Below are 23,758 nucleotides of genomic sequence, written 5' to 3' on the forward strand. Positions count from 1 at the left end.
CTCCTTAAATCCTATTCAAAAAATCCAAATCCTCCACCAAATGGATCACCAAAATCTAAATTATTTTTACTTTTAGTTTGAGCTGTTTGTTTCTTCATTTCTTCATATTGAATTTCCTGATCTTTATTTTCACGTAATTCAATAATATAGTCAAAATCATCCATGCTATAGTCACATGATTCAACAAATAAATCTGGATGCTCCACTACTTTCACTGAAGGAAGTGTCATTATCTCTCTAACTAAATCTTGGTGTTTCGTATTAGATTCTCGAGCTGTAACTGCTCCGTCTATAATATAAACATGGTTCGAATCATATTCGCCTTTAATTAATGAACTTCTAACTGTTTGTTTAATTAATGTTGAGCTGATAAATAACCATCGTTTATGGGCACAAACACTACCTGCAACGATTGATTCCGTTTTACCAACTCGTGGCATACCACGAATTCCGATTAATTTATGTCCTTCTTCTTTGAATAATTCTGCTAAGAAGTCAACAAGTAAACCTAAATCTTCACGTTCAAAACGAAATGTCTTTTTATCATCGGCATCCTGTTCGATATAACGACCGTGTCTAACAGCTAATCTGTCTCGCAATTCAGGTACACGTAATTTAGTTATATCGATTTCATTAATTTCTTTAACGATTTGTTCGAATCGTTGAAATTTTTCTAATTTATCAGTTTTAATTAATAATCCACGTTTACCTTGATCAACGCCATTAATAGTAACGATACTAATGCCTAACATCCCTAATAAACTCGAAACGTCTCCTAGCAAACCAGCACGATTCATTGTAATTTCGTATTCTAGATACCATTCTTTTCTTCTCTCAGCCACTGACACGAGAATCCACCCCTTGTTTAAACACAACTATAAAATAGACTATACTTTGATTAATAATACTCACATTATAACATCGAATTCAATATCATGTACTACAAAGTTCATGCAAAAATTTGGAGCTTACAAGTAGTTATTACAAATACCAACCACCGTTAACTTTTTGAATGGTGCCAGTAATACTTTTAGCCATAGGATGATATAAATATGAACAAGCATAAGCTATTTCATTAGGTGCAATCATACGGTGTTGAGGAAGTTCATCTAAAATTTGGTTGAGTTCATCTTCAGACCATTTGTCACTCATATTACCTGATACAAAACCTGGCGTAATTGCATTAACAGTCACTGATGTTTGTGATAATTCTTGACTTAATGATTTTACGAACCCTAGCTGAGCACTTTTCATTGTCGCATAAATTGTTTCCATACTCGCACCAGTTTCTCCCCAAATTGAAGAAATAACAATGATTCTTCCATTTTCACTTTGTCTCAATGTATCTACAAAATAACGACTTATTCTGATGAGTTGGTGGACGTGAATCTGATAAGTCATGTCAATTTGTTCATCAGTCATGTCTTGAAGCATACCGTATAATGCATTTCCTGCAGCATAAATAATACAATCAAGTTGCTGAATATGCCCAAATAAATGGTCTAAATTAACATTACCTGATAAATCGCATTGAATTAAATTAACTTTTTTATTTTGATACTGTGCCTTTAATTGGGTCTCATCGGACGTGTTAAATTGTAGATCGACTTCATATCCATCAATTAATAATTGTTCAACAATTGCTGTTCCTATTGAACCTGAACCACCTAATACTAGAGCTCTCATTATGGTTTAATCTCCAAGCGACTATCAACGATTTCATCTAAATTTAAATATAGTTGTGATGTCTCGTTGACACTTTCAAGCGTAATATTTTCAACAATATCTAACATATCAAAGACACTAACTCCTTCAAAGTATAGCTTTGCGTATTGATTCGCAATGTACTCAGGAGAATTAAGACTCGAAATAAATTCGCCGATAAATTGTTTTTTCAGTAATTCAAAAGCTTCAATATCTGAGAGATTACCTTGATTTTGTTTCAATTGATTTAAAAGCAATTGTTTTAATTGATCTGGATTAGTTGTGGCACTTGTAATTATAGAAAAACTATACGTCGGTTCTAAAACAAATTGATATCCAAATGTTTCATCAATTAAATCATTATTAAGTAATTCTTGATAAAATTCAGTCTCTTCTCCAAAAATAAGTTCATAGAAAAATGTCATTTCTAAATCACGTTGTACATATTTTTCAGGAGATTCTTCTAATGGTTGATTTTTAAATCCAAGCATCAATTTAGGGGATTGTAGTTTCATTTCTTCAGTTACAAAATGTTGATTCACAGATTGAGGTTCATCAATTTTAGCACGTTCGATTTCAGGTTGATTTGTTTTATCTCGCTGATTTTCATGTTCCTCTACAATATCAACAATATATTCTGGATCTACGTCACCTACAACAAAAAGTACCATATTAGATGGGTGGTAGAATGTTTCATAACATAAATATAAGTCATCTTTAGTAATGTCATAAATACTTTCAACACTACCCGCAATATCCACTCTAATTGGATGATTTGTATACATCGCTCTTAATGTATTAAACATTAATTTATAGCCAGGTTGTTCTTGATACATTTTGATTTCTTCTGCAATAATACCTTTTTCTTTATCTACAGTTTCTTTTGTAAAATAAGGCGTCTCAACCATAGTCAATAATCGTTTAATATTATTTTCTAAGTGATCAGTAGCACTAAATAAGTAACTTGTACGATCAAAACTTGTAAATGCATTCGCTTGTGCATTTTCTTCAGCAAAAGCAGTAAATAAATCTTCCTCTTCTTTTTCAAACAATTTATGTTCTAAAAAATGTGCTACGCCATCAGGGACTGTCACAAATTCATTCTGGCCAAGAGGTTTAAAACGACTATCTAGTGAGCCAAATTGAGTAGTATACGTTACAAATGTTTTTTGAAATCCAGGTTTAGGAATGACAAATAAACGTAAGCCATTTTGTAATTCATGTTCATAAACTTTTTCATCTATGACCTCATAGTAATGTTGTTTCACTACTCATTTCCCCCTTTCGTTAATACATAAATCGAATCTAAAACTGCTTCATTTACAAGATCTACGATATCTTTCTTAGTAACTTGATTTATGTTATTCAAAAAGTCTTCGTCAGTTTGTGGTTCATCTAACAGAATCTGATTATGTAATATTTCTATAATACTTTTGGGTCTATCTGTAGATTCGTGTCTTTGGGACGTAATGATTTTTTTAGCTAATTCAATTTTACCTTCTTCAAATTCACCTTTTTTAAATTTAGCGAACTCTTCTAAAATTGTTTGTTTAGCAACTTCATATTTATCTGCTGATACACCACTAAGCACAAATAGATAACCATTTTTACCATCAATTTGTGAATGAATAGAATAAGCTAAACTTTGTCTTTCACGTACCTCGTTAAATAGTACAGATGAAGGATCTCCGCCAAACATAATATTAAACACTATAAAAGCATAGTAATTATTTTTACCATAATGCGTTGGGAAACGATATCCTAAATTTAGCTTTGCTTGATCAACATCATCAGTCTCAACAATTGGATTCGGTATGTTGCTAGCATTTTCTAATTGTTTATTATCATTTGAAGTTGTCTCAAAAATAAATGGCTCAATATTAAATTTAGTATTGATTTGGTCAATAACTTGTTGTTGATTAACATTACCTACAACATAAACAGCACAATAATCATTTTGAATCATTGATTGATATGTATTATATAAGGAATTTGGAGTCACTTTAGATATTTGTTCAATTTGACCTGTTGCTAAATATTGATAAGCTTCATTTTCAAACATATTTTCTAACAATTTTAAGAATGAATATTGCGCTTTATTATCAATCATAGCTTCTATTTTTTTACTAAGTAGTGATTTTTCTTGTTTAACAAATTTTTCGTCAAATTGTTGATTATGTATTAATGGATTCCATATTAATTCATTTAATAAATCTAACCCTTGTTCAAATAATGGGGTTTGGTCTTTGAGATAGCGTTCATTTACGATTTCAAGGGAAATTGTAATAACATGTTTATCTTTAAATTTAGAAACAAAACTATTCACATAAGCGCCATAAAGTTCAGACAATCGACGATTCAAAGCCTTATCGTCTTGCCACTTTTGAGAAGCTCTTACTAATACTTTACTAAGCACTGATCGTTCAGTAATTGTTTCATAATCAAGTGGTGCCATAAATTTAAATGTTATCGTTGTAGTTTTAAATTTTTCAGTTGGCATCACATGAATATGTCTATTTTTATTATTTTGCTTTTCTTTATGCAACTACTTTACCTCCAATGACTTTATCATTATTTTTCTTTTGTAATTCTAAATTTCACTAAACTACTTTTCATATAATTTAAAGAATATAAAATCGGATTCTTTTCTTCATCATAATGTGTTACTTTGAGTAACATTAATCCTTCATGTGGTGAGGCATTAAGTAATTCTGATATATGAGGTTCATAATTAACCGCTTCTAAATCAGTTTCTGCATAAGTTACTATATGACCTGTTGCATCTTTAATTGCATTTAACATTGAACCATTACTTTCTTGGTAACCCGTACATGTTAAATAGTCCTTCGCAATTTTATCTAAACAATACACAACCGGTTGGTGATTGGCAGTTTTTAATCTTTCTATAATAGTAACTGGTTGTTTTTCGCCAATTCCTAAACGTTTAGCATCTAAAATGGTTGCTGGTTGTTCATCAAAATTTAAATATTCAGTCCCAGATTTAAAACCAGCACTTTTAATCATTTCAGTTATACTAATCAATTCATTTAAGGGATAAAAGAAAGGGGGCAGTGATTTCACACTTGTACCCTCTTCAAAATTATCAACTATCACTTGTTCAGTGATAAGTTCATTTATCCCATCATAAACATCATCTGTTTTTATTTGAAGTTCACGAGCAATTGATAAATTACTTGGTAATTTACTTCCATACTCTAACTCTCCAGATTTAATTTTATTTAAAATGTATTGTTTTACTCTATATTTAGCATTCATTTCCGACATAATTACACCTCATCTTTATCAATATCAACTAAAATTTGTCTTGGTTTACTTCCCTTTTGAGGACCTATAACTTGATTTCTCTCAAGATCATCCATGAGTCTTGATGCTCGGTTATACCCAATTCTAAACTGTCTTTGTAATAAAGATGTACTTGCTTTTTGTTTTTCTATAACAAATAAGTAGGCTTCATCATATAACGCATCTTCACTTTTCATTTCTGACTTATCTACTGGTGCATCAGGTTCCATTTCTTTAACATAATTAGCTTGTTGTTGTTCCACTACATAGTTGACTACATCCTGTACTTCTTGGTCACTTAAGAATGCACCCTGTATTCTTGTTTTAGTTGAATCACCATTTCCAACGTATAGCATATCACCTTTACCTAGTAATTTTTCAGCTCCTCCAGAACCTATAATCGTTCTTGAGTCTGTTTGTGAACTTACAGCAAAGGCAATTCTTGATGGAATATTATTTTTAATTATACCAGTAATAACATCTACGGACGGTCTTTGTGTAGCAACAATTAAATGAATACCTGCTGCACGTGCCATTTGGGTGATACGTTGAATAGCATTTTCTACTTCTTTACCAGCAACCATCATTAAATCAGCTAATTCATCTACAATTACAACAATATAAGGTAATTCTGCTTGTTTTTCATCTAATTCTTTATTTTGATTTCTAATATATTGATTATATCCTTCTATATTTCTTGTAGAAGAATGTTGGAATAAATCATAACGTCTTTCCATTTCCGCTACAATCTTTTCTAAAGCTTGTGCCGCTTTATGTGGGTTAGTTACAACTGGTATTAATAAATGCGGAATACCATTGTACACATTTAATTCTACCATTTTAGGATCAATCAACATAAGTTTAACTTCATGTGGCTTAGCATTTAATAACAAACTAGTAATTATTCCATTAATGCAAACAGACTTACCACTTCCGGTAGAACCCGCAACTAATAAATGGGGCATTTCGTTTAATTGAATAGTAATTGGATCTCCTGAGATATCTCTACCCAATCCGACTTCTAATTTATCATTAGAAGGGAATTTTTCTTCTAATACTTCTTTCAATGCAACTAAAGAGATCTTATCATTTGGCACTTCAATACCTACAGCTGAACGTCCTGGTATAGGTGCTTCAATACGTACATCCTTTGCAGCTAAAGCTAAAGCAATATCATTATGCAAATTAACGATTTTATTTACTTTCACTCCTTGTGCTGGTTGAACTTCATATTGTGTAACGGCTGGTCCGATTTTAATTTGAGTAACTTTTGCATCAACACCGAAGTTTTTCATTGTAGATTCTAAAACTTGACCTTTACGTTTAACTTCTGCTTTTGACGTTGATTGTTTCTGAGCTGGTTGCTTTAATAATGATAATGGCGGTACTACATAAGAAACATTCATTTCTTCTCCAGCTTCAGAAATAGAATTTTCATTTTGGCTATCATCATTTTCATTATTTGTTGATTGAGTTTGATGTTCTATTTCAGAACGATCATTATTCGTCTGTTGTTCTTTATTGCTTGGTGTATTGTCATTTGCTTCATGATCAAATAATCGTTTTTTACGTTTTGGTTGTACTGTCTCTTTCTCAGAATCACTATGACCATATATAGGTATATCACTGTCTTGTTGTACTTCTGGTAAATCTGTAACGTCTTTAACTACATCATTTTCTTGTGAACGATGGCGCTTTTCGATTCTTTCTGCTTTATTTTTGGCTTTTTCTTCTTTTTTAGATTTATTATTTTGTCGGTTTTCTTTTAAATTTTGAGAAGCTGATACTGTAGTAGTTTTTATACCTTCTAATATTTTTTTAGATACATCACGATGTCTTAAGTTTAATAGCAAAATAATGCTTGATGCTAAAAGTAAAATCGTAATAATGATAACACCGACAATAGAAATGAGCGGAATACAAATTTCTAGTAAATAATAGCCAATCAATCCGCCACCAAAATTTGGAAAATGATTATGTTCATATGATTTATAAACATAAGACAATACTGGTTCTCTTTCAGAAACGATACCTTTACTAAAGTGATAATATAGCTGAGCTATAAATAGTAATGCAAATTGTAATGTAATTGAACCTACTGTTCTTCTTGTTTTAGGTATTTTCTTAGAATATGTGATAAAACCTGTTGCTAATAAAATTAAAATATATGTTAAATATCGACTCATTCCGACAAAATAATTAAAGAAACTATCAATCATTCGTCCTATGATGCCTAATTGAAAAGCACCTAAAATGATTAAAATAACCACAACGATAGCAATAATATATCTTAATGGACTCTCAGTTTGCTTTTTCTTTGTGGTTGTTTTCTTTCTAGTTGTATTTGTTTTTTTCTTTGTCGGCGATTTTTTCTTTGCTTGTGGCAAATTGGTACACCTTCTTTTTATAATCTTTCATATGTATAATAAATAACTTTTGTGCCAATAATTTAAGGCTTTTTTAATAAGATGAAAGAGGCAAGGACACTTACACTCATAATAGAAACATTTCGTAAAATAAAGAATGTATTCGAATCATTCCTTATACTTACAATAGTCTATTGAAGTTCAAAGTCATATATTTCAAATGACTAAAAACAATGTGAGTATGTCCCAACCTCTTTAAATTATATTTATAATGATTATATTTCTGAAATGACTGGAATAATCATTGGACGACGTTTAGTACTTTCGAAAAGTAATTTGCTAATTTTGTCTCTCATATTTTGTTTAATATCTGACCATTCAATACGTTTTTCTTGTAATCCTGCTTCAACGATTTCACGTACTTTTTCTTCAGCTTCTTTTAATAAGTCTTCGCTTTCTCTAACGTAAACAAAACCTCTTGATTGTATTTCAGGTCCCGCTGCAATTCTGCGATTTTTAGGATCAAGTGTAACTACTGCAATAAAGATTCCGTCTTCAGCTAATAAATGGCGATCTCTTAATACAATATTACCTACATCACCGACGCCGATACCATCGATTAATATATTACCTGAAGGTACTTTTTCATTTAATACCATATTTGTACCGTCATAATTAATAACATCACCTTTTTCAACAAGGAAAATCTTTTCAGGTGCAACACCTGCTTCAGCTGCTAATTTAGCATGCGCAATTTGCATTTTAAATTCACCTTGAACAGGTATAAAGTATTCTGGTTTCATAATATTAATCATCATTTTTAGTTCTTCCATACATCCATGACTTGATGCATGAATCTTTTTATTATTAGGAATAATATGTGCACCTGCACGTACTAATTCATTTAATGTATTAGCGATAATAACTTCCATATTAGCTGATGCTGTAATTGCTAAAAATACTGAATCACCTTTTTCGATGTTAATAATTTTATGTTTTTGTTGAGCCATTTGACTTAATGCTTCTACAGGTTCACCTTGCATACCTGTTGCAATAATAATGACTTCATTTTTAGGATAATTTTCAACTTCGCTAATTGGAATAAGTAAATCTTTCGGAATATCAAAATAACCCATTTTACGTGCAATATTAAATGAACTTTCTAGTGAACGTCCTAAGAAAGATACTTTACGATTTAATTGGCTCGCAATATTTAATACTTGTTGTATTCTTATAAAGTTTGAAGCATAGCATGATACAATAAGACGTCCATTTACTTTAGCAAATGCATCGTACATGTGATGTTCAATCACGTTTTCAGGTGTATTGTATCCTGGTTTTTCAGCTTCAGTAGAGTCACTGATTAAAGCAAAGACTCCTTCTTCTCCAATTTCAGCCATACGTTTAAAGTCTGGTGAGTATTGTCCACTTAAACTTTGATCAAATTTGAATTCACCTGTGTATACAATTGAACCATAAGATGTGTGAATACAGATACCTAAACTATCGGGGATACTATGTGATGTACTAAAGAAACTAATATTCACATTTTTAAAACGCATAACTGATTCATGGTTAACTGAATAGTAACGAACTTTTTTATTAATATTACGTGATTTCATACTCTCTTTAACAAGGGCAATTGTTAATTTAGACCCGTAAACAGGAGCATCAACTTGTTCTAATATATAACTTACGGCACCCATTGCATGTTCATGTCCATGTGTTAGGAAAATGCCTTTTAATTTTTCTTTATTTTCAATGACATATTGAATGTCTGGAATTACGATATCTACGCCTAACATTTCATCTTCTGGAAACATTAAACCAGCATCAAGCATAAACATCTCATCGTCTACTTCAACGATATACATATTTTTCGCAATTTCTCCTACACCACCAAGTGGTATGATGCGAATGTCTTTATTTTTTTTCTTTATTAAACTCAAAATGTTACCTCCTATATTTTATCCCCGTCCATATATAAACTCACCATTTATTATAAGTTAAAATGGGCTTGATGTACACTATTAATCAATGTCATCACTGCTTTAATATAAAAGGTTAGCGAAATATAAAAAGATTGGAACCCTTTATAAAGATTCCAATCATTTAAACAATATTATTTTTCGTTTATAGCTTTATGTGAAGCGTTGACACGACCTTGTTTGTCAATTTCAGTTACTTTAACTTCAATTGTGTCTCCAATTTTCAACACGTCTTCTACTTTATTAATACGTTCAGTAGAAATTTGTGAGATGTGTAATAACGCATCTTTACCTGGGAATAATTCAACGAAAGCGCCGTATTTTTCAATACGTTTAACTTTAGCATTGTATACTTGACCAACTTCAGCTTCACGAGTAATTTCTTCAATTATTTCACGTGCACGATTAATCATTTCTTGATCTACTGCACCAATAAATATTTGACCGTCTTGTTCGATATCAAGTTTAACGCCTGTTTCATCAATAATTTCATTGATTTTTTTACCGCCTGGTCCAATGACATCTCTAATTTTTGATGGGTTAATATTCATTGTAACAACTTTAGGTGCATAGGCACTTAGTTCATTTCTAGGTTGATCAATAGTTTGTAACATATGATCCATAATAGCTAAACGACCTTGACGCGCTTGTTCTAAAGCTTCTTCAATCACTTCACGAGTTAAACCGTCAATTTTAATGTCCATTTGGATAGCAGTAATACCTTCTTTAGTACCTGCAACTTTAAAGTCCATGTCACCTAAAGCATCTTCCATACCTTGAATATCCGTTAAAATAGTATAACTATCTTCACGAGTAACAAGTCCCATAGCGATACCGGCAACTGGTGCTTTAATTGGCACACCTGCATCCATTAAAGCTAATGTTGAACCACAAATAGACGCTTGTGAAGATGAACCATTAGATTCTAATACTTCACTTACGATTCTTACTGTATAAGGGAAATCTGAAGTATCAGGTATGATGTGCTTAAGTGCTCTTTCACCTAATGCACCGTGACCAATTTCACGACGTCCTGGTGCTCTTACTGGACCCGTTTCACCAACTGAGAAGTTAGGGAAATTATAGTGATGCATAAAACGTTTTTCTTCTTCTGGTCCTAGGCCATCAATTAATTGATAATCTCCTAAAGCACCTAATGTTAATACTGACAATGCTTGTGTTTGTCCACGAGTGAATAAACCAGATCCATGTGCTCTAGGTAAAAGACCAACTTCAGATTCTAATGGACGAATTTCATCAGGTTTACGACCATCAGGACGAATTTTTTCGTCTGCGATTAAACGTCTTACTTCTTCTTTAACCAAATCATTTAAGATTGCATAAACTTCTTTAATTAAAGTTTCATTATCAGGATCTTCTTCATCGATAAATTCAGCAACAATGTCTTCTTTTAATGCATCTAAATTAATGTCACGTTGTTGTTTATCAAATGTTAATACAGTGTCTTTTAAACCTTTTTCTTCTGTTAAAGATTTAACCTTTTCAACAAGTGCTTCATCTCTTTCAATTGGAATAAATTCTTGTTTTTCAGGTTGAATATGGTCAATAATTTCTTGTTGGAATGCAACTAAGCGTTTAATTTCATCATGACCAAAGAAGATTGCCTCAAGCATTTCGCTTTCAGTAATTTCGCTAGCACCCGCTTCAACCATGTTAACAGCGTCTTTATGACCTGCAACTTCTAGGTCTAAACGTGATACTTCTTTCTCTGCAACAGTTGGATTGATAACATATTTTCCGTCAACATAACCCACATTTACACCAGCGATTGGTCCTTGGAATGGAATATCAGAAACACTTAATGCCATAGATGAACCTATCATTGCAGCCATTTCAGGTGAGCAATCTGGGTCTGCACTAAGTACAATGTTCATAATTTGCACATCATGTTTGTAACCTTTAGGGAATAATGGACGAATTGGTCTATCAATTAAACGTGCAGTTAAAGTTGCATCATCACCTGGACGTCCTTCTCTCTTTTTAAATCCTCCAGGAATTTTACCTGCAGCATACATTTTTTCTTCATAATTAACTGTTAATGGGAAAAAGTCACCATCACGTGGCTCTTTAGAAGCAGTTGCAGTTGATAATACAACTGTATCACCATAACGAACTAAAACAGCACCATTAGCTTGTTTGGCTAACTGTCCTGTTTCAATTGTTAATGATCTGCCAGCCCATTCAGTTTTAAAAACTTTCTTCTCTTGAGACATTATGAATCTCCTCTCTAAATTCTATTACTTATATCATATCACTTATTACTTTCAATTTATATTAGTTCTTATTTGTTAGAGAATAAAAAAAGGAAAGTACCAATCAAATGGTGCTTTCCTAATTTATTATTAAGATTAACGACGGATACCTAATGATTTAATTAATTCACGGTAACGTTGAATATCTTTACCACGTAAGTAGTTTAATAAATGTCTACGACGACCTACCATTTTTAATAATCCACGACGTGAATGGTGGTCTTTTTTGTGCTCACGTAAATGCTCGTTTAAAGCTGAGATTTCAGCAGTTAAGACAGCGATTTGTACTTCTGGAGATCCAGTGTCTGCTTCGTGAGTACGGTATTCTTTAATTAATTCATTTTTACGTTCTTGTGAAATTGCCATTATCAATTTCCTCCTTTATTGTATATACACCTTTATCCGAGTTAGGCGTCGGAGTCTCGACCTACTAAGAAAAAGGTTGTGGTTAAAACGAATCAACTCGTTTTAATCAACTTTATATATTATATGATACATCATCACCGAAATCAACTGATAATAAATATTTTGCACGCGCTTTATCATCATTCATTTGTTCAACCAATGGATCTATACCATCAAATTTTATTTCCGGTCTTAAGAAATGATGCCAATAAACAACTACACGTTCACCGTAAATATTTTCATCGAAATCGAAAATATTTACTTCGATAACTACTTCGGCTTTAGCTGGGTCATGGAAAGTTGGTTTAACACCTACATTAGCAACTCCACGGAACAGCTTTTGTTCTGCTCCGATTTCCATACTTACAGCGTATACACCTTTTTTTGGTAATAAGTAATCATCGCTAGGATGAACATTTGCAGTTGGAAAACCAATAGTACGGCCTCGTTTTTCACCTTGAACTACAGTACCTTTGATTTTATATAAGTAACCCAATTCTTCATTGGCTTTTTGTAGTTCTCCATTTTGCAATGCTTCTCTAATAGCAGTCGTTGATATTTTTTCTTCGCCTAGTTCTTGTCTACCAACTATAGTAGTGTTAAAGTCTTCTACCTCATTTAACACTGACATGTTACCTTTACCGAATTTTCCAAATGTAAAATCAAATCCTGCAATAACTTCTTTAACATTATTTTTAATAATATATTCTTCTATAAATTCTTCAGAAGTAACATTAGCAAATCTAGATGAAAAATTGATGACAATACAGTAATCAACACCATGTGCTTCAATCATGTCAATTTTATCAGAAAGTGGTGTTAAATAAGTTGTTCTTTTACGTTCTGGATTTAACACAACTGATGGATGCGGATCAAAGGTCATAACTGCTTTTTTCAATCCGTGTGATTGCGCTTGTTCATCTAAAGTTTGAAAAACTTTATCGTGCCCTTTATGCATACCATCAAAGAAACCAAACGCCATCGCAACGTTTTCATTTATTCTTTGATTTTCTTGAATTGGATGGGTAATTTCTATCACTTTCATAATAAATCTCCTTTAATTAAATACTTTTTTAGGTTTTAATTCTCCTGGTTTATCTGGATGTATGATATATATAGCCAACACTTTTTGTGATGCATTATCTACAAATACAAATTGATCATCATTAATGTTTTCGAACTGCTTTTTATAAAATTTTTGTCCGTTTAGGATGCGTTGTTTGATTTGATCATCTGTAACCATTTGTTGTGGTAAACCTTTCAAACCATATTCTATAGGAAACAATTTATCTTGTAACGAATCATGCTCATGCAAATTTTTAATATCTTCTAATGACAAACTTTGTTCTAAATTAAAGCCTCCAGATTCAATACGAGTTAATAATGACATATGAGCAGGATACCCTAGTTTAGCACCTATATCAGTAGCTAGTGTTCGTATATATGTTCCTTTACCACAACTAACTGCTATATCAAAGTGACATTCTTCCCCATCAAAACGTAATGGTGATGTACGTTTAATAATTTTTATAGTGGCTTGTCTTATTGGTCTTTCAACCGTTTCATTATTACGTGCATATTCATATAATCTTTTGCCGTTAACTTTAACGGATGAGTACATAGGTGGAATCTGTTCAATTGTACCTTCGAATTGTTTAATAACATGATCTACTTGTTGTTCAGTCAAATCAGTTTCAGTAATTGATTTATGTTCAACTGTTTCTCCTGTCTGGTCTTCTGTAGTTGTACTTCTTCCAATGGTTACTGTTGCTTCATATGCTTTCCCCATCTCCATAACATAATCGCTTACACGAGTAGCCGGTCCTACACAAATAGGCAATACGCCTGATACTTCAGGATCTAATGTTCCAGTATGACCTATTTTTTTAGTATTAAGTATTTTTCTTAACTTAAATACTACATCATGGCTAGTTAAGCCTCTTTCTTTAAATACTGGTAATATACCGTTATACATGGTTTCACACCTTTTTAATTATCAATATTAATATCCCTGGCTATTATACCACTACTAATTAGTAATATGATTTGTTTGATAGATAATTAAAATCTATTCAGTCATTTTATATGTATTTAGCCTGAGAAAAAAGTTTCCCAGGCTAAGTGTTGTCATACTATATTTATTTATCTTGTTTGTGTAAATCTTGAATCATTCGTTCGATTTTATTTCCGTATTCAATGGATTCATCATATTCAAATGATAATTCTGGAATGATACGTAATCTCATACGTGATCCAAGCTCAGATTTGATAAAGCCTTTAGCTTTTTCTAATGCTTTAAATGTGTTGTCGACTTCTTTTTTATCGCCTAAAACTGTTAAATAAACTTTTCCTTGAGATAAATCATTTGTTAATTCAACATCAGTAATTGTGATAAAACCAACACGTGGGTCTTTCACTTTATTGTTAACGATATCCATGATTTCTTTTTTCATTTGTTCGCCAACACGTTCTGCTCTCATATTGCTCATCTTTGTCACCCTTTCTAAATTTTTCTTTAGTTAAAATAAGAGGTGAGATCAAGGCAATTTTCTTTTCAGAAACTTAACGTTGTTTCAAAAAGTGTCGCCAGTCTCAACCTCGAATAAATCATTAGTATAAATTATCTTTTAATTTCAACCATTTCAAACGCTTCAATAATGTCGCCTTCTTTTAGGTCATTGTATTTTTCAATTGTAATACCACATTCATAACCTTGAGCAACTTCTTTAGCATCGTCTTTAAAACGTTTTAGTGTATCTAATTCACCTTCAAATTGTACGATACCATCACGGATAACACGTACACCTGCATTACGTGTAATCTTACCGTCAGTAACATAACTACCTGCAATTGTACCAACTTTAGATACTTTAAATGTTTGACGTACTTCTGCTTGTCCAATCACTTGTTCTTCAAATTCAGGATCAAGTAAACCTTTCATTGCTGATTCAATTTCTTCGATAACGTTATAGATAACGCGATGTAAACGCATATCTACATTATCAGCTTCAGCAGCACGTTTTGCTCCTGAATCAGGACGAACGTTAAATCCGATGATAATACCATTTGATGCATTGGCTAATGTTACGTCTGATTCATTAATCGCACCTACAGCAGTGTGAATGATACGTACGTTTACACCTTCAACATCAATTTTCATTAATGATGCAGCTAATGCTTCAACAGAACCTTGAACGTCACCTTTAATAATCACGTTTAAGTCTTTCATTTCACCTTGTTTCATTTGTTCAAACAAGTTATCTAAAGTAACATTTTTACTTTCTTGACGTTGTTGGATAACACTTTCTTCATGACGTGCTTCACCAATACGACGAGCTTGTTTTTCGTCTTTAAATACTACAAAGCGATCGCCTGCTTGAGGTACATCGTTAATACCAGTAATTTCAACTGGAGTTGATGGACCAGCAGTTTTAATACGTTGTCCTAAATCATTTACCATAGCACGAATACGTCCATACGTATTACCAACTACGATAGAATCACCTTGGTGTAATGTACCGTTTTGTACTAATAGTGATGCAGCTGGACCACGTGATTTATCTAATTCTGCTTCAATTACTGTACCTACAGCTTGTTTTTCTGGGTTAGCTTTTAATTCTTGTACTTCTGCTACTAAACCAATCATTTCTAATAAATTATCGATACCATCACCGCTTAAAGCTGAAAGTGGTACAATGATAGTATCGCCACCCCAGTCTTCAGGAATTAAACCATATTCTGTTAATTCTTGCATAACACGGTCTGGATTTGATGTTGGTTTGTCAATTTTATTAACTGCTACAATTGTTGGAACATTGGCTTCTTTCGCATGGTTAATTGCTTCAATAGTTTGAGGCATAACACCATCATCAGCAGCTACTACTAAAATTGTAATATCTGTCACTTGAGCACCACGTGCACGCATAGTAGTGAAAGCTGCGTGTCCTGGTGTATCAAGGAAAGTGATTTTTTTACCTTCATTTTCAATTTGATAAGCACCAATATGTTGAGTGATACCGCCAGCTTCACCTGCTGTTACTTTAGTGTGACGAATTGAGTCTAGTAATGTTGTTTTACCGTGGTCAACGTGTCCCATGATTGTCACTACTGCTGGACGCTCAATTGCATCTGGATCTTCTGATTCATCATCGAAATAAATTGATAAGTCTTCTTCTTCAATAACAACTTCTTCTTCGATTTCAACACCATAGTCATCTGCAATTAACTCTAATGTCTCTTGATCTAATGATTGATTAATATTTGCAACAATACCTAATAAGAATAATTTTTTAACAATACCTGAAGATTCAACATTTAACTTATCAGCTAATTCGCCAACTGTAATACCTTCTTGGTACGTAATTTTTGATGGCATTTCTTTAGGTTCTGCTTGTTGTTGGTTGTTTTGTTTTTGGTTGTTCTTTTTATTGTTTTTATTATTTTTGTTATTCTTATTATTTTTCTTATTATTGTTGTTATTTTGATTATTTTGGTTGTTTTGTTGTTTACCTTTGTTGTTTTTATTCTGACCACTTTGATTATTTGATTTATTATTATTTTGTTTCTGATTGTTTTGTTGTTTGTTTTCAGATTTTTTGTGATTATTTTGAGTATTTTTAGTGTTTTCTTTGCTTTGTTCTGGCTTGAACTTTTTGTCTAAAGCTTTAATTTGGTCGTCTTCTAAAGCTTGCATGTGATTTGACACTTCAACGTTCATACTCTTTAATTCATCTATAATCTCTTTACTCTTTAGATTTAATTCTTTCGCATATTCGTAAATTCTTTGTTTACTCATATAATCACTCCTCACGATATTCATCTATCATAGATAGCAATTTTTTGGCAAAACCTTGATCAGTTAAACCTACGTTTACCCTCTCACCTTTACCAATAGCTATCCCTAACTCTTCTCTAGTTCCAAATACCCTTAATGGCACTTTATAACTCGAAGTTTTATTTTGTATTAATTTCATAGTGTTAGGAGAAGCATCATTAGCTAATATAACTAATTTAATATTGCCTTTTTGCATATCATTGACAATAACTGATTCACCCGTTTTCACTTTGCCCGCTCTCATTGCAAGCCCTAAAAAATTAAATATCTTCTCATTCATTATTTTGGAATCTCTTCTCTATAAATTAAACGAATAACCTCTTTATAAACAGGTTCTAATTGTTCTTTTGAAGCTTTAAAATATTTTTCTAAAACTTCTTTTTGTTGTGCATTTTCTACTAATTGTACATCTTTAGAAACATAAGCACCTCGTCCTTGTTTCTTACCAGTAGCGTCAGCAAAAATTTCGCCTTCTTTATTGATCACAACTCTAATCATATCTTTTTTAGGATGCATTTCATTCGATATGATACATTTACGCATTGGAATTTTTTTCTTTTTCATGTTACATCATCACTCCAACCTATTTTTCTGTATCTTTATCTTCAACAGAAACGTCATCTGTTTCTTCTAATTCTTCATCTGTCTCAGCAGCTAATTCTGCAGTTGTTAAATTAGATTCTTCTAAATTCACATCATCAAATTCAACATCTTCGTCACCTGTATTGACTACTTCGTCCGCAATAGGTTCAGTTTCAATAACAGGATAAATACCCGCTTCACGTGCATCGCTTTCAGATTTGATATCAATTTTCCATCCAGTCAGTTTAGCAGCTAAACGTGCATTTTGACCACGTTTACCAATAGCTAATGACAATTGATAATCTGGAACGACAACAACTGTTGATTGATTTTCTTCATCAACAATGACTTCTAATACTTGTGATGGACTTAATGCATTTCTTACAAATACTTTAGGGTCTTCATTCCATTGAACGATATCAATTTTTTCTCCACCTAGTTCTTCAACAACCGCTTCTACACGTGCACCTTTAGAACCTACACATGCACCAACTGCATCGATATCAGGATTTTCAGAATAAACACTGATTTTAGAGCGATCGCCAGCTTCACGTGCAACAGATTTAACAATAACTGTACCGTCAAAGATTTCAGGTACTTCTTGTTCAAATAAACGTTTTAGTAAACCTGGATGGCTTCTTGAAACATAAATTTGAGGTCCTTTAGTTGTCTGTTCAACTTTATTAACAAATACTTTGATTCGTTCGTTTGGAATGTAACTTTCATTAGGACTTCTTTCAGCCTCAGATAATACTGCTTCAATACGGCCTAAATTTACGTATACATATCTATGATCAACACGATCAATAACACCTGTTAAAATGTCTTCTTCTTTGTCGATAAATTCATCATAAAGAATTTCTCTTTCAGCATCTCTTAAGCGTTGCATAACAGCCTGTTTTGCAGCTTGAGCACCTACGCGTCCGAAATCTTGAGGTGTTACGTCTTCTTCGTAAATGTCACCAATTTCATATGCTGGATTTTTAACTAATGCTGTACTAATATCCACTTCTTCTCTGTCATCGAATACTTCTTCAACAACTTCTTTTCTTGCTATAACTTTGAAAGTACCTTCATCCATGTTTAACTCTACTCTCACGTTTCTAGCACTATCATAGTTTTTCTTATATGCTGTAATTAAAGCTGCTTCAATTGCATCAATTAAAACTTCTCTAGGAATTTTCTTTTCCTTTTCTAAATATTCAGTAGCTAATAATAATTCATTACTTGACACGATTTTTCCTCCTCACCACATTAAAGCATTACTGCGTGACGTGCTTTTGCAATTTTATTGCGTGGTATTTCTATCGTTTTAGTTTTAGATTTTTCTTTAACTTCTATTAGTATAATATCCTCTTTGACATCTTTTAAAATACCTAACCATTCTTTTTCTTTTTCAATAGGTGCATAAAGTGATACAAAGATAGGATGTGTAATTGCATCTTTAAGTGCTTTTTCATTTTTAATAGGTCTTTCAGCACCTGGAGAAGCAACATCAAGGTAATACATTTCAGGTATAGGATCGTTTTCATCCATTGCTTCGCTGATTTTTTCAGATGCTAACGTACAATCATTTAAATCAACGCCACCATCTTTATCTATAGAAATTCTTAAAAAATGATCTTTACCTTCTTTAACATACTCAATTTCAACTAGTTCAAAGTTAAGGTCATCTAATACGGGTTGAATAATAGGTTCTACTTGTTCAGCTATTTTACTCATACAGGCCTCCCTTTTAGGCAAATAGAAAAGAGCGGGTATATGCCCACTCTTTTGCCTGAGTTACTAATTTTTTAAGCAAGATAAGTATATCATAAGTTTCACTTGTAAACAAATCACAGCATAATCACTATGGTTGTTCATTAAAATGAAATAGTTATTCTATAAATTGATTACTAAAATTAACTCTTATTTTTAATTTACATATCGAAAATTGATAATTGTGCTTTATCAGGTAAGCCTGGTAATGAACCTAAATCATCTAAGTATTCAATTACCTTTTGTGATAGACCTGCTTTTTTATTTAAGTCTTCTTTTGATAAAAATGGTCCTTCTTCTCGCGCTTCAACAATTCTCTTAGCAACGTTTTCCCCTAGTCCTGGAACAGCAATAAACGGTGGAATTAAACTGTCATCTTCAATTATGAAATCGAATGCTTGACTTTTTTCAAGACTGATAGGCTGCATGCGGTAACCACGATGTGCCATTTCATTCATAATTTCAAGAACAGTTAACACGTCTTTTTCTTTTTTGCCTAAATCCATATATCTTGAGTACATATCTTTAACTGTATTTTTAATACTTTCTTTATCTTTAATCATTGTAATTAAATCAAAATCAGATGCTCTAACAGTAAAGTATGATGCATAATAATATAGTGGATGATGCACTTTGAAATACGCAATACGAACTGCCATTAATACATAGGCAGCTGCATGGGCTTTAGGGAACATGTATTTAATCTTACGACATGAATCTAAATACCAATCTGGGACATCATTTTCTTTCATAGCTTCAACCATTTCATCAGTCAAACCACGACCTTTACGCACAAACTCCATCGTTTTGAAGGCCATAGAAGGCTCTAACCCTGCATACATTAGATACACCATAATATCATCACGACAACCAATTACTGATGATAGATCACAAATGCCTGCACGGATTAATTCTTGTGCATTACCTAACCAAACGTCTGTACCATGAGATAATCCTGAAATTTGAACTAACTCAGAGAAAGTAGTTGGCTTAGTATCTTCGAGCATTTGTCTTACGAATCCAGTACCGAATTCAGGGACGCCAAACGTACCTGTTTTACATAAAATTTCTTCTTCAGTAACGCCTAAACTTTCAGGACTACTAAAGATTTTCATCGTCTCTTTATCATCAACAGGTATCGTATGAGGATCAATGCCAGATAAATCTTGTAACATACGTATCATTGTAGGATCATCGTGTCCAAGTATATCGAGTTTCAATACATTATCATGAATTGAATGGAAATCGAAGTGTGTTGTCATCCAAGCTGAACTCTGATCATCGGCTGGATATTGTATTGGTGTAAAATCATAAATATCCATATAATCTGGAACAACGATAATACCACCAGGGTGTTGACCTGTAGTTCTCTTAACGCCTGTACAACCTTTAACTAAACGGTCAACTTCTGCGCCACGTTTGTGAATACCTTGATCATTTAAATAACCTTTAACGAAACCGAATGCTGTTTTTTCAGCAACTGTACCGATAGTACCTGCACGGAAAACTTTATCTTCACCAAACAATACTTTTGTATAGTTATGTGCATTGGGTTGGTATTCACCACTAAAGTTCAAGTCAATATCGGGTACTTTATCCCCTTTAAATCCTAAGAATGTTTCGAACGGGATATCTTGTCCTTCTTTAATTAAATCATTACCACATTGTGAACATTTCTTATCAGGTAAATCAAATCCTGAACCAACAGAACCGTCATCAAAGAACTCACTCGTTTTACAGTGCGTACAAATGTAATGAGGTGGCAATGGATTAACCTCAGTAATCTCTGTCATCGTTGCCACAAAACTTGATCCAACTGATCCACGTGAACCAACCAAATAACCATCATTTAATGATTTTTTAACTAAACGTTGTGAAATTAGATAAATAACTGAGAAACCATTACCTATAATACTATCTAATTCTTTCTCTAAACGATCAATAACTATTTGAGGTAGGTCTTCGCCGTATAACTTTTTAGCATTACTATAACTTAATTCTCGAATTTCCTCATTAGCTCCATCCATTCTCGGTGTATATAGTTTGTCTTTAATCGGAACTACACGTTCAATTCGGTCGGCTAAAGCATTAGTATTAGTTACTACGAGTTCATATGCTTTCTCTTCGCCTAAAAAGTGTAGCTCATCTAACATTTCATCAGTTGTTCTAAAATGTGCTTCTGGTAATGTCGAACGATTTAACGGATTACCTGGTTGTGAAGCAATAAGTATTTTACGTGCAATAGCATCATGTTCATATAAATAATGTGCATTGCCTGTTGCGATAACTGGGATATTCGCACTTTTACCCGCTTCTATTAATCGATTATAGATTTCATGTAATGTTTCAGTATCTCTGATAAGTTCTCGATCGATTAAATCTTGATACAATGCGGGAGGTTGTACTTCTATAAAGTCATAATATTTAGCTATTTTTTCAACTTCAGATTGATCACGTTGCATTACTGCAGTGAATAACTCACCTTCATCGCATGCAGTTCCAACAAGTATACCTTCTCTATATTCATTTAATAACGATCTAGGGATTCTAGGTGTTCTGTAATAATAAGTAACTAGCGATTCACTTACTATTTTAAATAGATTTTTCAATCCTTGTTGATTTTGTACGATTAAAGTGACGTGTGAAGGTCTTGCCCTTTTATAAGCATCTTCATTAGTTAACTTTTTATTTATATCAATATGGTTGGTTACACCTAATTCTTTCATTTGTTGCACCATTTTAATAAAAATATAAGCAGTTGCTTCGGTATCATAAATGGCTCTGTGATGTTGTGTTAAATCCACGCCATATTTTTTGGCAAGGAAATTCAAACCGTGTTTTCCGTATTCTGTATTGATTGTACGAGATAATTCTAACGTATCAATAACTCCGTTAGTTGATGGTCCAAAGCCTAATCGTTCATAACCCGTGTCAATGAATCCCATATCGAAAGAAGCATTGTGAGCTACAAATATAGCGTCGCCAACCCATTCTTTAAATTCTGTAAGTACTTCTTCAATTTCTGGAGCATCGGTTAACATGTCATCAGTAATATGTGTCAAGTTAATGATTGTCTCGGATAGTTTTTCATGTGGGTTACTGAATCTCTCAAATTTATCAATGATTTCTCCGTCTTTTACTTTAACGGCAGCTAATTCAATAATCTTATCGTATTGGTTTGATAAACCTGTAGTCTCAACGTCGAATACTACATAAGTAGCATCTTTTAAATCTCGATCAGTAGGTTTATATGCAATTGGAACGCCATCGTCTACTAACATACCTTCCATACCGTATATCATCTTAATACCATTTTTCTCAGCTGCTGCATGGGCATCTGGAAATGCTTGAACAACATTATGGTCAGTAACAGCTATAGCTTTATGTCCCCATTGAGCCGCTTGGTCAACATATCCGCCAATATTAGGAATACCATCCATTTGACTCATTGATGTATGTAAATGGAATTCAACTCTTTTTTCTGCAGCTTTATCTTTTTTAGGAGATTTTTTAATTTCTTCTATGTCAGACATCATCATAACTAGGTCTCTGACAAATGTATCTTCTTCGATACGACCTTGTGCACGTACCCATTTACCTACACTTAATGCTTTGAAATGATCTAAATCATTTTTATTTTTACGTGTAAACATTTTTAACACTAATGAATCGGTATAATCTGTTACTTTTAATTCTACAATGTGGCGTCCACTTTTTAATTCTTTTAAGTTGATATCAAAAATAACACCTTCTACAGCTACTTTAAATTCTTCTTCAATAATAGACTCTATAGAACGTAGATTTTCAACTTGAATTGGTTTACCAATTTGACACTTATCTACATCACTTTCATTATTATCTTGTTGTTTAGCTTTTTCTGCTTTCATTTTTTCTAATTTTTCAGTAGCTTCTCGTGCACTTTGTTCATCTTCTTCTTGAATATGTGCTTCTAGTGACGCTAAGTCATCATCATGATTGGTATTATCTGTTTCAAACACAATTTTATCAATATCAAATCCGCAATTTTTAAATGCTGCTATTAAACTACCATTACATGCTTTATCAAAGTGATTACGCTCGATATCATTTGATACCATTACTTTTAAAATGTTACCTGACATAATCAAACGTTTTTGTTTTAACTGACCTTTAACTTTAGGTGACAATGCTGTTTGGTCAATACAATGCCCAAAATATTTGATAGCATGTTCATCTTGATTATCAGTATTTTTTACTGTGAAATAGCATTTTACAGTAGCTATTTCTTTAAACTCTTCTACTATTGCATGATTAAAGAGTAAGTAGTCTTCATGTGATAAAAAATGCGGCAATGTAATATGAAATTCCCATGTTCTGTTTTTACTTGAGACATCAATTCTTGTTAACTCGCCTTGCTCTATGATTTCTGAATCTAACTGATTAGAAATTTTAATTTGATCAGCAAGTACTTTAAATTTTTCCTGATTTGTCATTGCCAATACGAAAACCACCTTAAATATATAATTCTCTCGAAAATTCCCATGATTAATATGATATCAATGCTAC

At 32.6% G+C, this 23,758-nt stretch carries 18 protein-coding genes; all 18 read right to left on the minus strand.

Annotated elements, in window-relative coordinates:
• Nucleotides 1–11 precede the first annotated feature (11 nt).
• Nucleotides 12–848 carry a YmfK family protein gene (locus HMPREF3125_RS00785; RefSeq protein ID WP_017638354.1) on the minus strand — a complete coding sequence of 279 codons (837 nt, stop codon included), beginning with the start codon at nt 846–848 and terminating at the stop codon, nt 12–14.
• Nucleotides 849–981: 133 nt separating this feature from the next.
• On the minus strand, nt 982–1,686 hold the full coding sequence (gene ymfI, locus HMPREF3125_RS00790; protein WP_017638355.1) for an elongation factor P 5-aminopentanone reductase: 705 nt from the start codon (nt 1,684–1,686) through the stop codon (nt 982–984).
• Nucleotides 1,686–2,972 (minus strand): EF-P 5-aminopentanol modification-associated protein YfmH, encoded by a 1,287-nt coding sequence (gene yfmH, locus HMPREF3125_RS00795; RefSeq protein WP_070451329.1) that lies wholly within the window; start codon nt 2,970–2,972, stop codon nt 1,686–1,688. The genes ymfI and yfmH overlap by 1 nt, the downstream gene beginning before the upstream one ends.
• The gene (yfmF, locus tag HMPREF3125_RS00800) at nt 2,972–4,249 is read right to left on the minus strand and encodes an EF-P 5-aminopentanol modification-associated protein YfmF (RefSeq protein WP_070451331.1); all 1,278 of its coding nucleotides are present in this window, start codon (nt 4,247–4,249) and stop codon (nt 2,972–2,974) included. The genes yfmH and yfmF overlap by 1 nt, the downstream gene beginning before the upstream one ends.
• Nucleotides 4,250–4,275: 26 nt before the next feature.
• Nucleotides 4,276–4,989: a GntR family transcriptional regulator gene (locus HMPREF3125_RS00805; RefSeq protein WP_017638358.1), complete on the minus strand. Its 714-nt coding sequence runs from the start codon at nt 4,987–4,989 to the stop codon at nt 4,276–4,278.
• A 2-nt stretch (nt 4,990–4,991) separates the two neighbouring features.
• Nucleotides 4,992–7,394 (minus strand): DNA translocase FtsK, encoded by a 2,403-nt coding sequence (locus HMPREF3125_RS00810; protein WP_070451333.1) that lies wholly within the window; start codon nt 7,392–7,394, stop codon nt 4,992–4,994.
• A gap of 254 nt (nt 7,395–7,648) precedes the next feature.
• Complete coding sequence (gene rnjB / locus HMPREF3125_RS00815) at nt 7,649–9,322, minus strand: ribonuclease J2 (RefSeq protein WP_070451335.1); 1,674 nt, start codon at nt 9,320–9,322, stop codon at nt 7,649–7,651.
• Between the two features lie 173 nt (nt 9,323–9,495).
• Nucleotides 9,496–11,595, minus strand: coding sequence for a polyribonucleotide nucleotidyltransferase (pnp, locus tag HMPREF3125_RS00820; protein ID WP_017638361.1), 2,100 nt, complete (start codon nt 11,593–11,595; stop codon nt 9,496–9,498).
• A gap of 135 nt (nt 11,596–11,730) precedes the next feature.
• The gene (gene rpsO / locus HMPREF3125_RS00825) at nt 11,731–12,000 is read right to left on the minus strand and encodes a 30S ribosomal protein S15 (protein WP_017638362.1); all 270 of its coding nucleotides are present in this window, start codon (nt 11,998–12,000) and stop codon (nt 11,731–11,733) included.
• A 112-nt stretch (nt 12,001–12,112) separates the two neighbouring features.
• A complete protein-coding gene (ribF, locus tag HMPREF3125_RS00830) occupies nt 12,113–13,084 on the minus strand; it encodes a riboflavin biosynthesis protein RibF (protein WP_029055438.1) in 972 nt (323 codons plus the stop codon).
• 12 nt (nt 13,085–13,096) lie between these two features.
• The gene (gene truB, locus HMPREF3125_RS00835) at nt 13,097–14,014 is read right to left on the minus strand and encodes a tRNA pseudouridine(55) synthase TruB (RefSeq protein WP_029055439.1); all 918 of its coding nucleotides are present in this window, start codon (nt 14,012–14,014) and stop codon (nt 13,097–13,099) included.
• Between the two features lie 163 nt (nt 14,015–14,177).
• A complete protein-coding gene (rbfA, locus tag HMPREF3125_RS00840) occupies nt 14,178–14,528 on the minus strand; it encodes a 30S ribosome-binding factor RbfA (RefSeq protein WP_017638365.1) in 351 nt (116 codons plus the stop codon).
• A gap of 131 nt (nt 14,529–14,659) precedes the next feature.
• The gene (gene infB, locus HMPREF3125_RS00845; RefSeq protein ID WP_070451337.1) at nt 14,660–16,834 is read right to left on the minus strand and encodes a translation initiation factor IF-2; all 2,175 of its coding nucleotides are present in this window, start codon (nt 16,832–16,834) and stop codon (nt 14,660–14,662) included.
• A gap of 4 nt (nt 16,835–16,838) precedes the next feature.
• Nucleotides 16,839–17,153, minus strand: coding sequence for a L7Ae/L30e/S12e/Gadd45 family ribosomal protein (locus HMPREF3125_RS00850; protein ID WP_017638367.1), 315 nt, complete (start codon nt 17,151–17,153; stop codon nt 16,839–16,841).
• Nucleotides 17,153–17,437: an RNase P modulator RnpM gene (gene rnpM / locus HMPREF3125_RS00855; RefSeq protein WP_017638368.1), complete on the minus strand. Its 285-nt coding sequence runs from the start codon at nt 17,435–17,437 to the stop codon at nt 17,153–17,155. The genes HMPREF3125_RS00850 and rnpM overlap by 1 nt, the downstream gene beginning before the upstream one ends.
• A 19-nt stretch (nt 17,438–17,456) precedes the next feature.
• On the minus strand, nt 17,457–18,689 hold the full coding sequence (gene nusA / locus HMPREF3125_RS00860; protein WP_017638369.1) for a transcription termination factor NusA: 1,233 nt from the start codon (nt 18,687–18,689) through the stop codon (nt 17,457–17,459).
• Nucleotides 18,690–18,709: 20 nt separating this feature from the next.
• A complete protein-coding gene (rimP, locus tag HMPREF3125_RS00865) occupies nt 18,710–19,177 on the minus strand; it encodes a ribosome maturation factor RimP (RefSeq protein ID WP_017638370.1) in 468 nt (155 codons plus the stop codon).
• 197 nt (nt 19,178–19,374) lie between these two features.
• The gene (locus HMPREF3125_RS00870) at nt 19,375–23,685 is read right to left on the minus strand and encodes a PolC-type DNA polymerase III (RefSeq protein WP_141738034.1); all 4,311 of its coding nucleotides are present in this window, start codon (nt 23,683–23,685) and stop codon (nt 19,375–19,377) included.
• Nucleotides 23,686–23,758 lie beyond the last annotated feature (73 nt).

It is taken from the genome of Staphylococcus sp. HMSC13A10, assembly GCF_001808005.1.
Taxonomy (GTDB): domain Bacteria; phylum Bacillota; class Bacilli; order Staphylococcales; family Staphylococcaceae; genus Staphylococcus; species Staphylococcus pasteuri.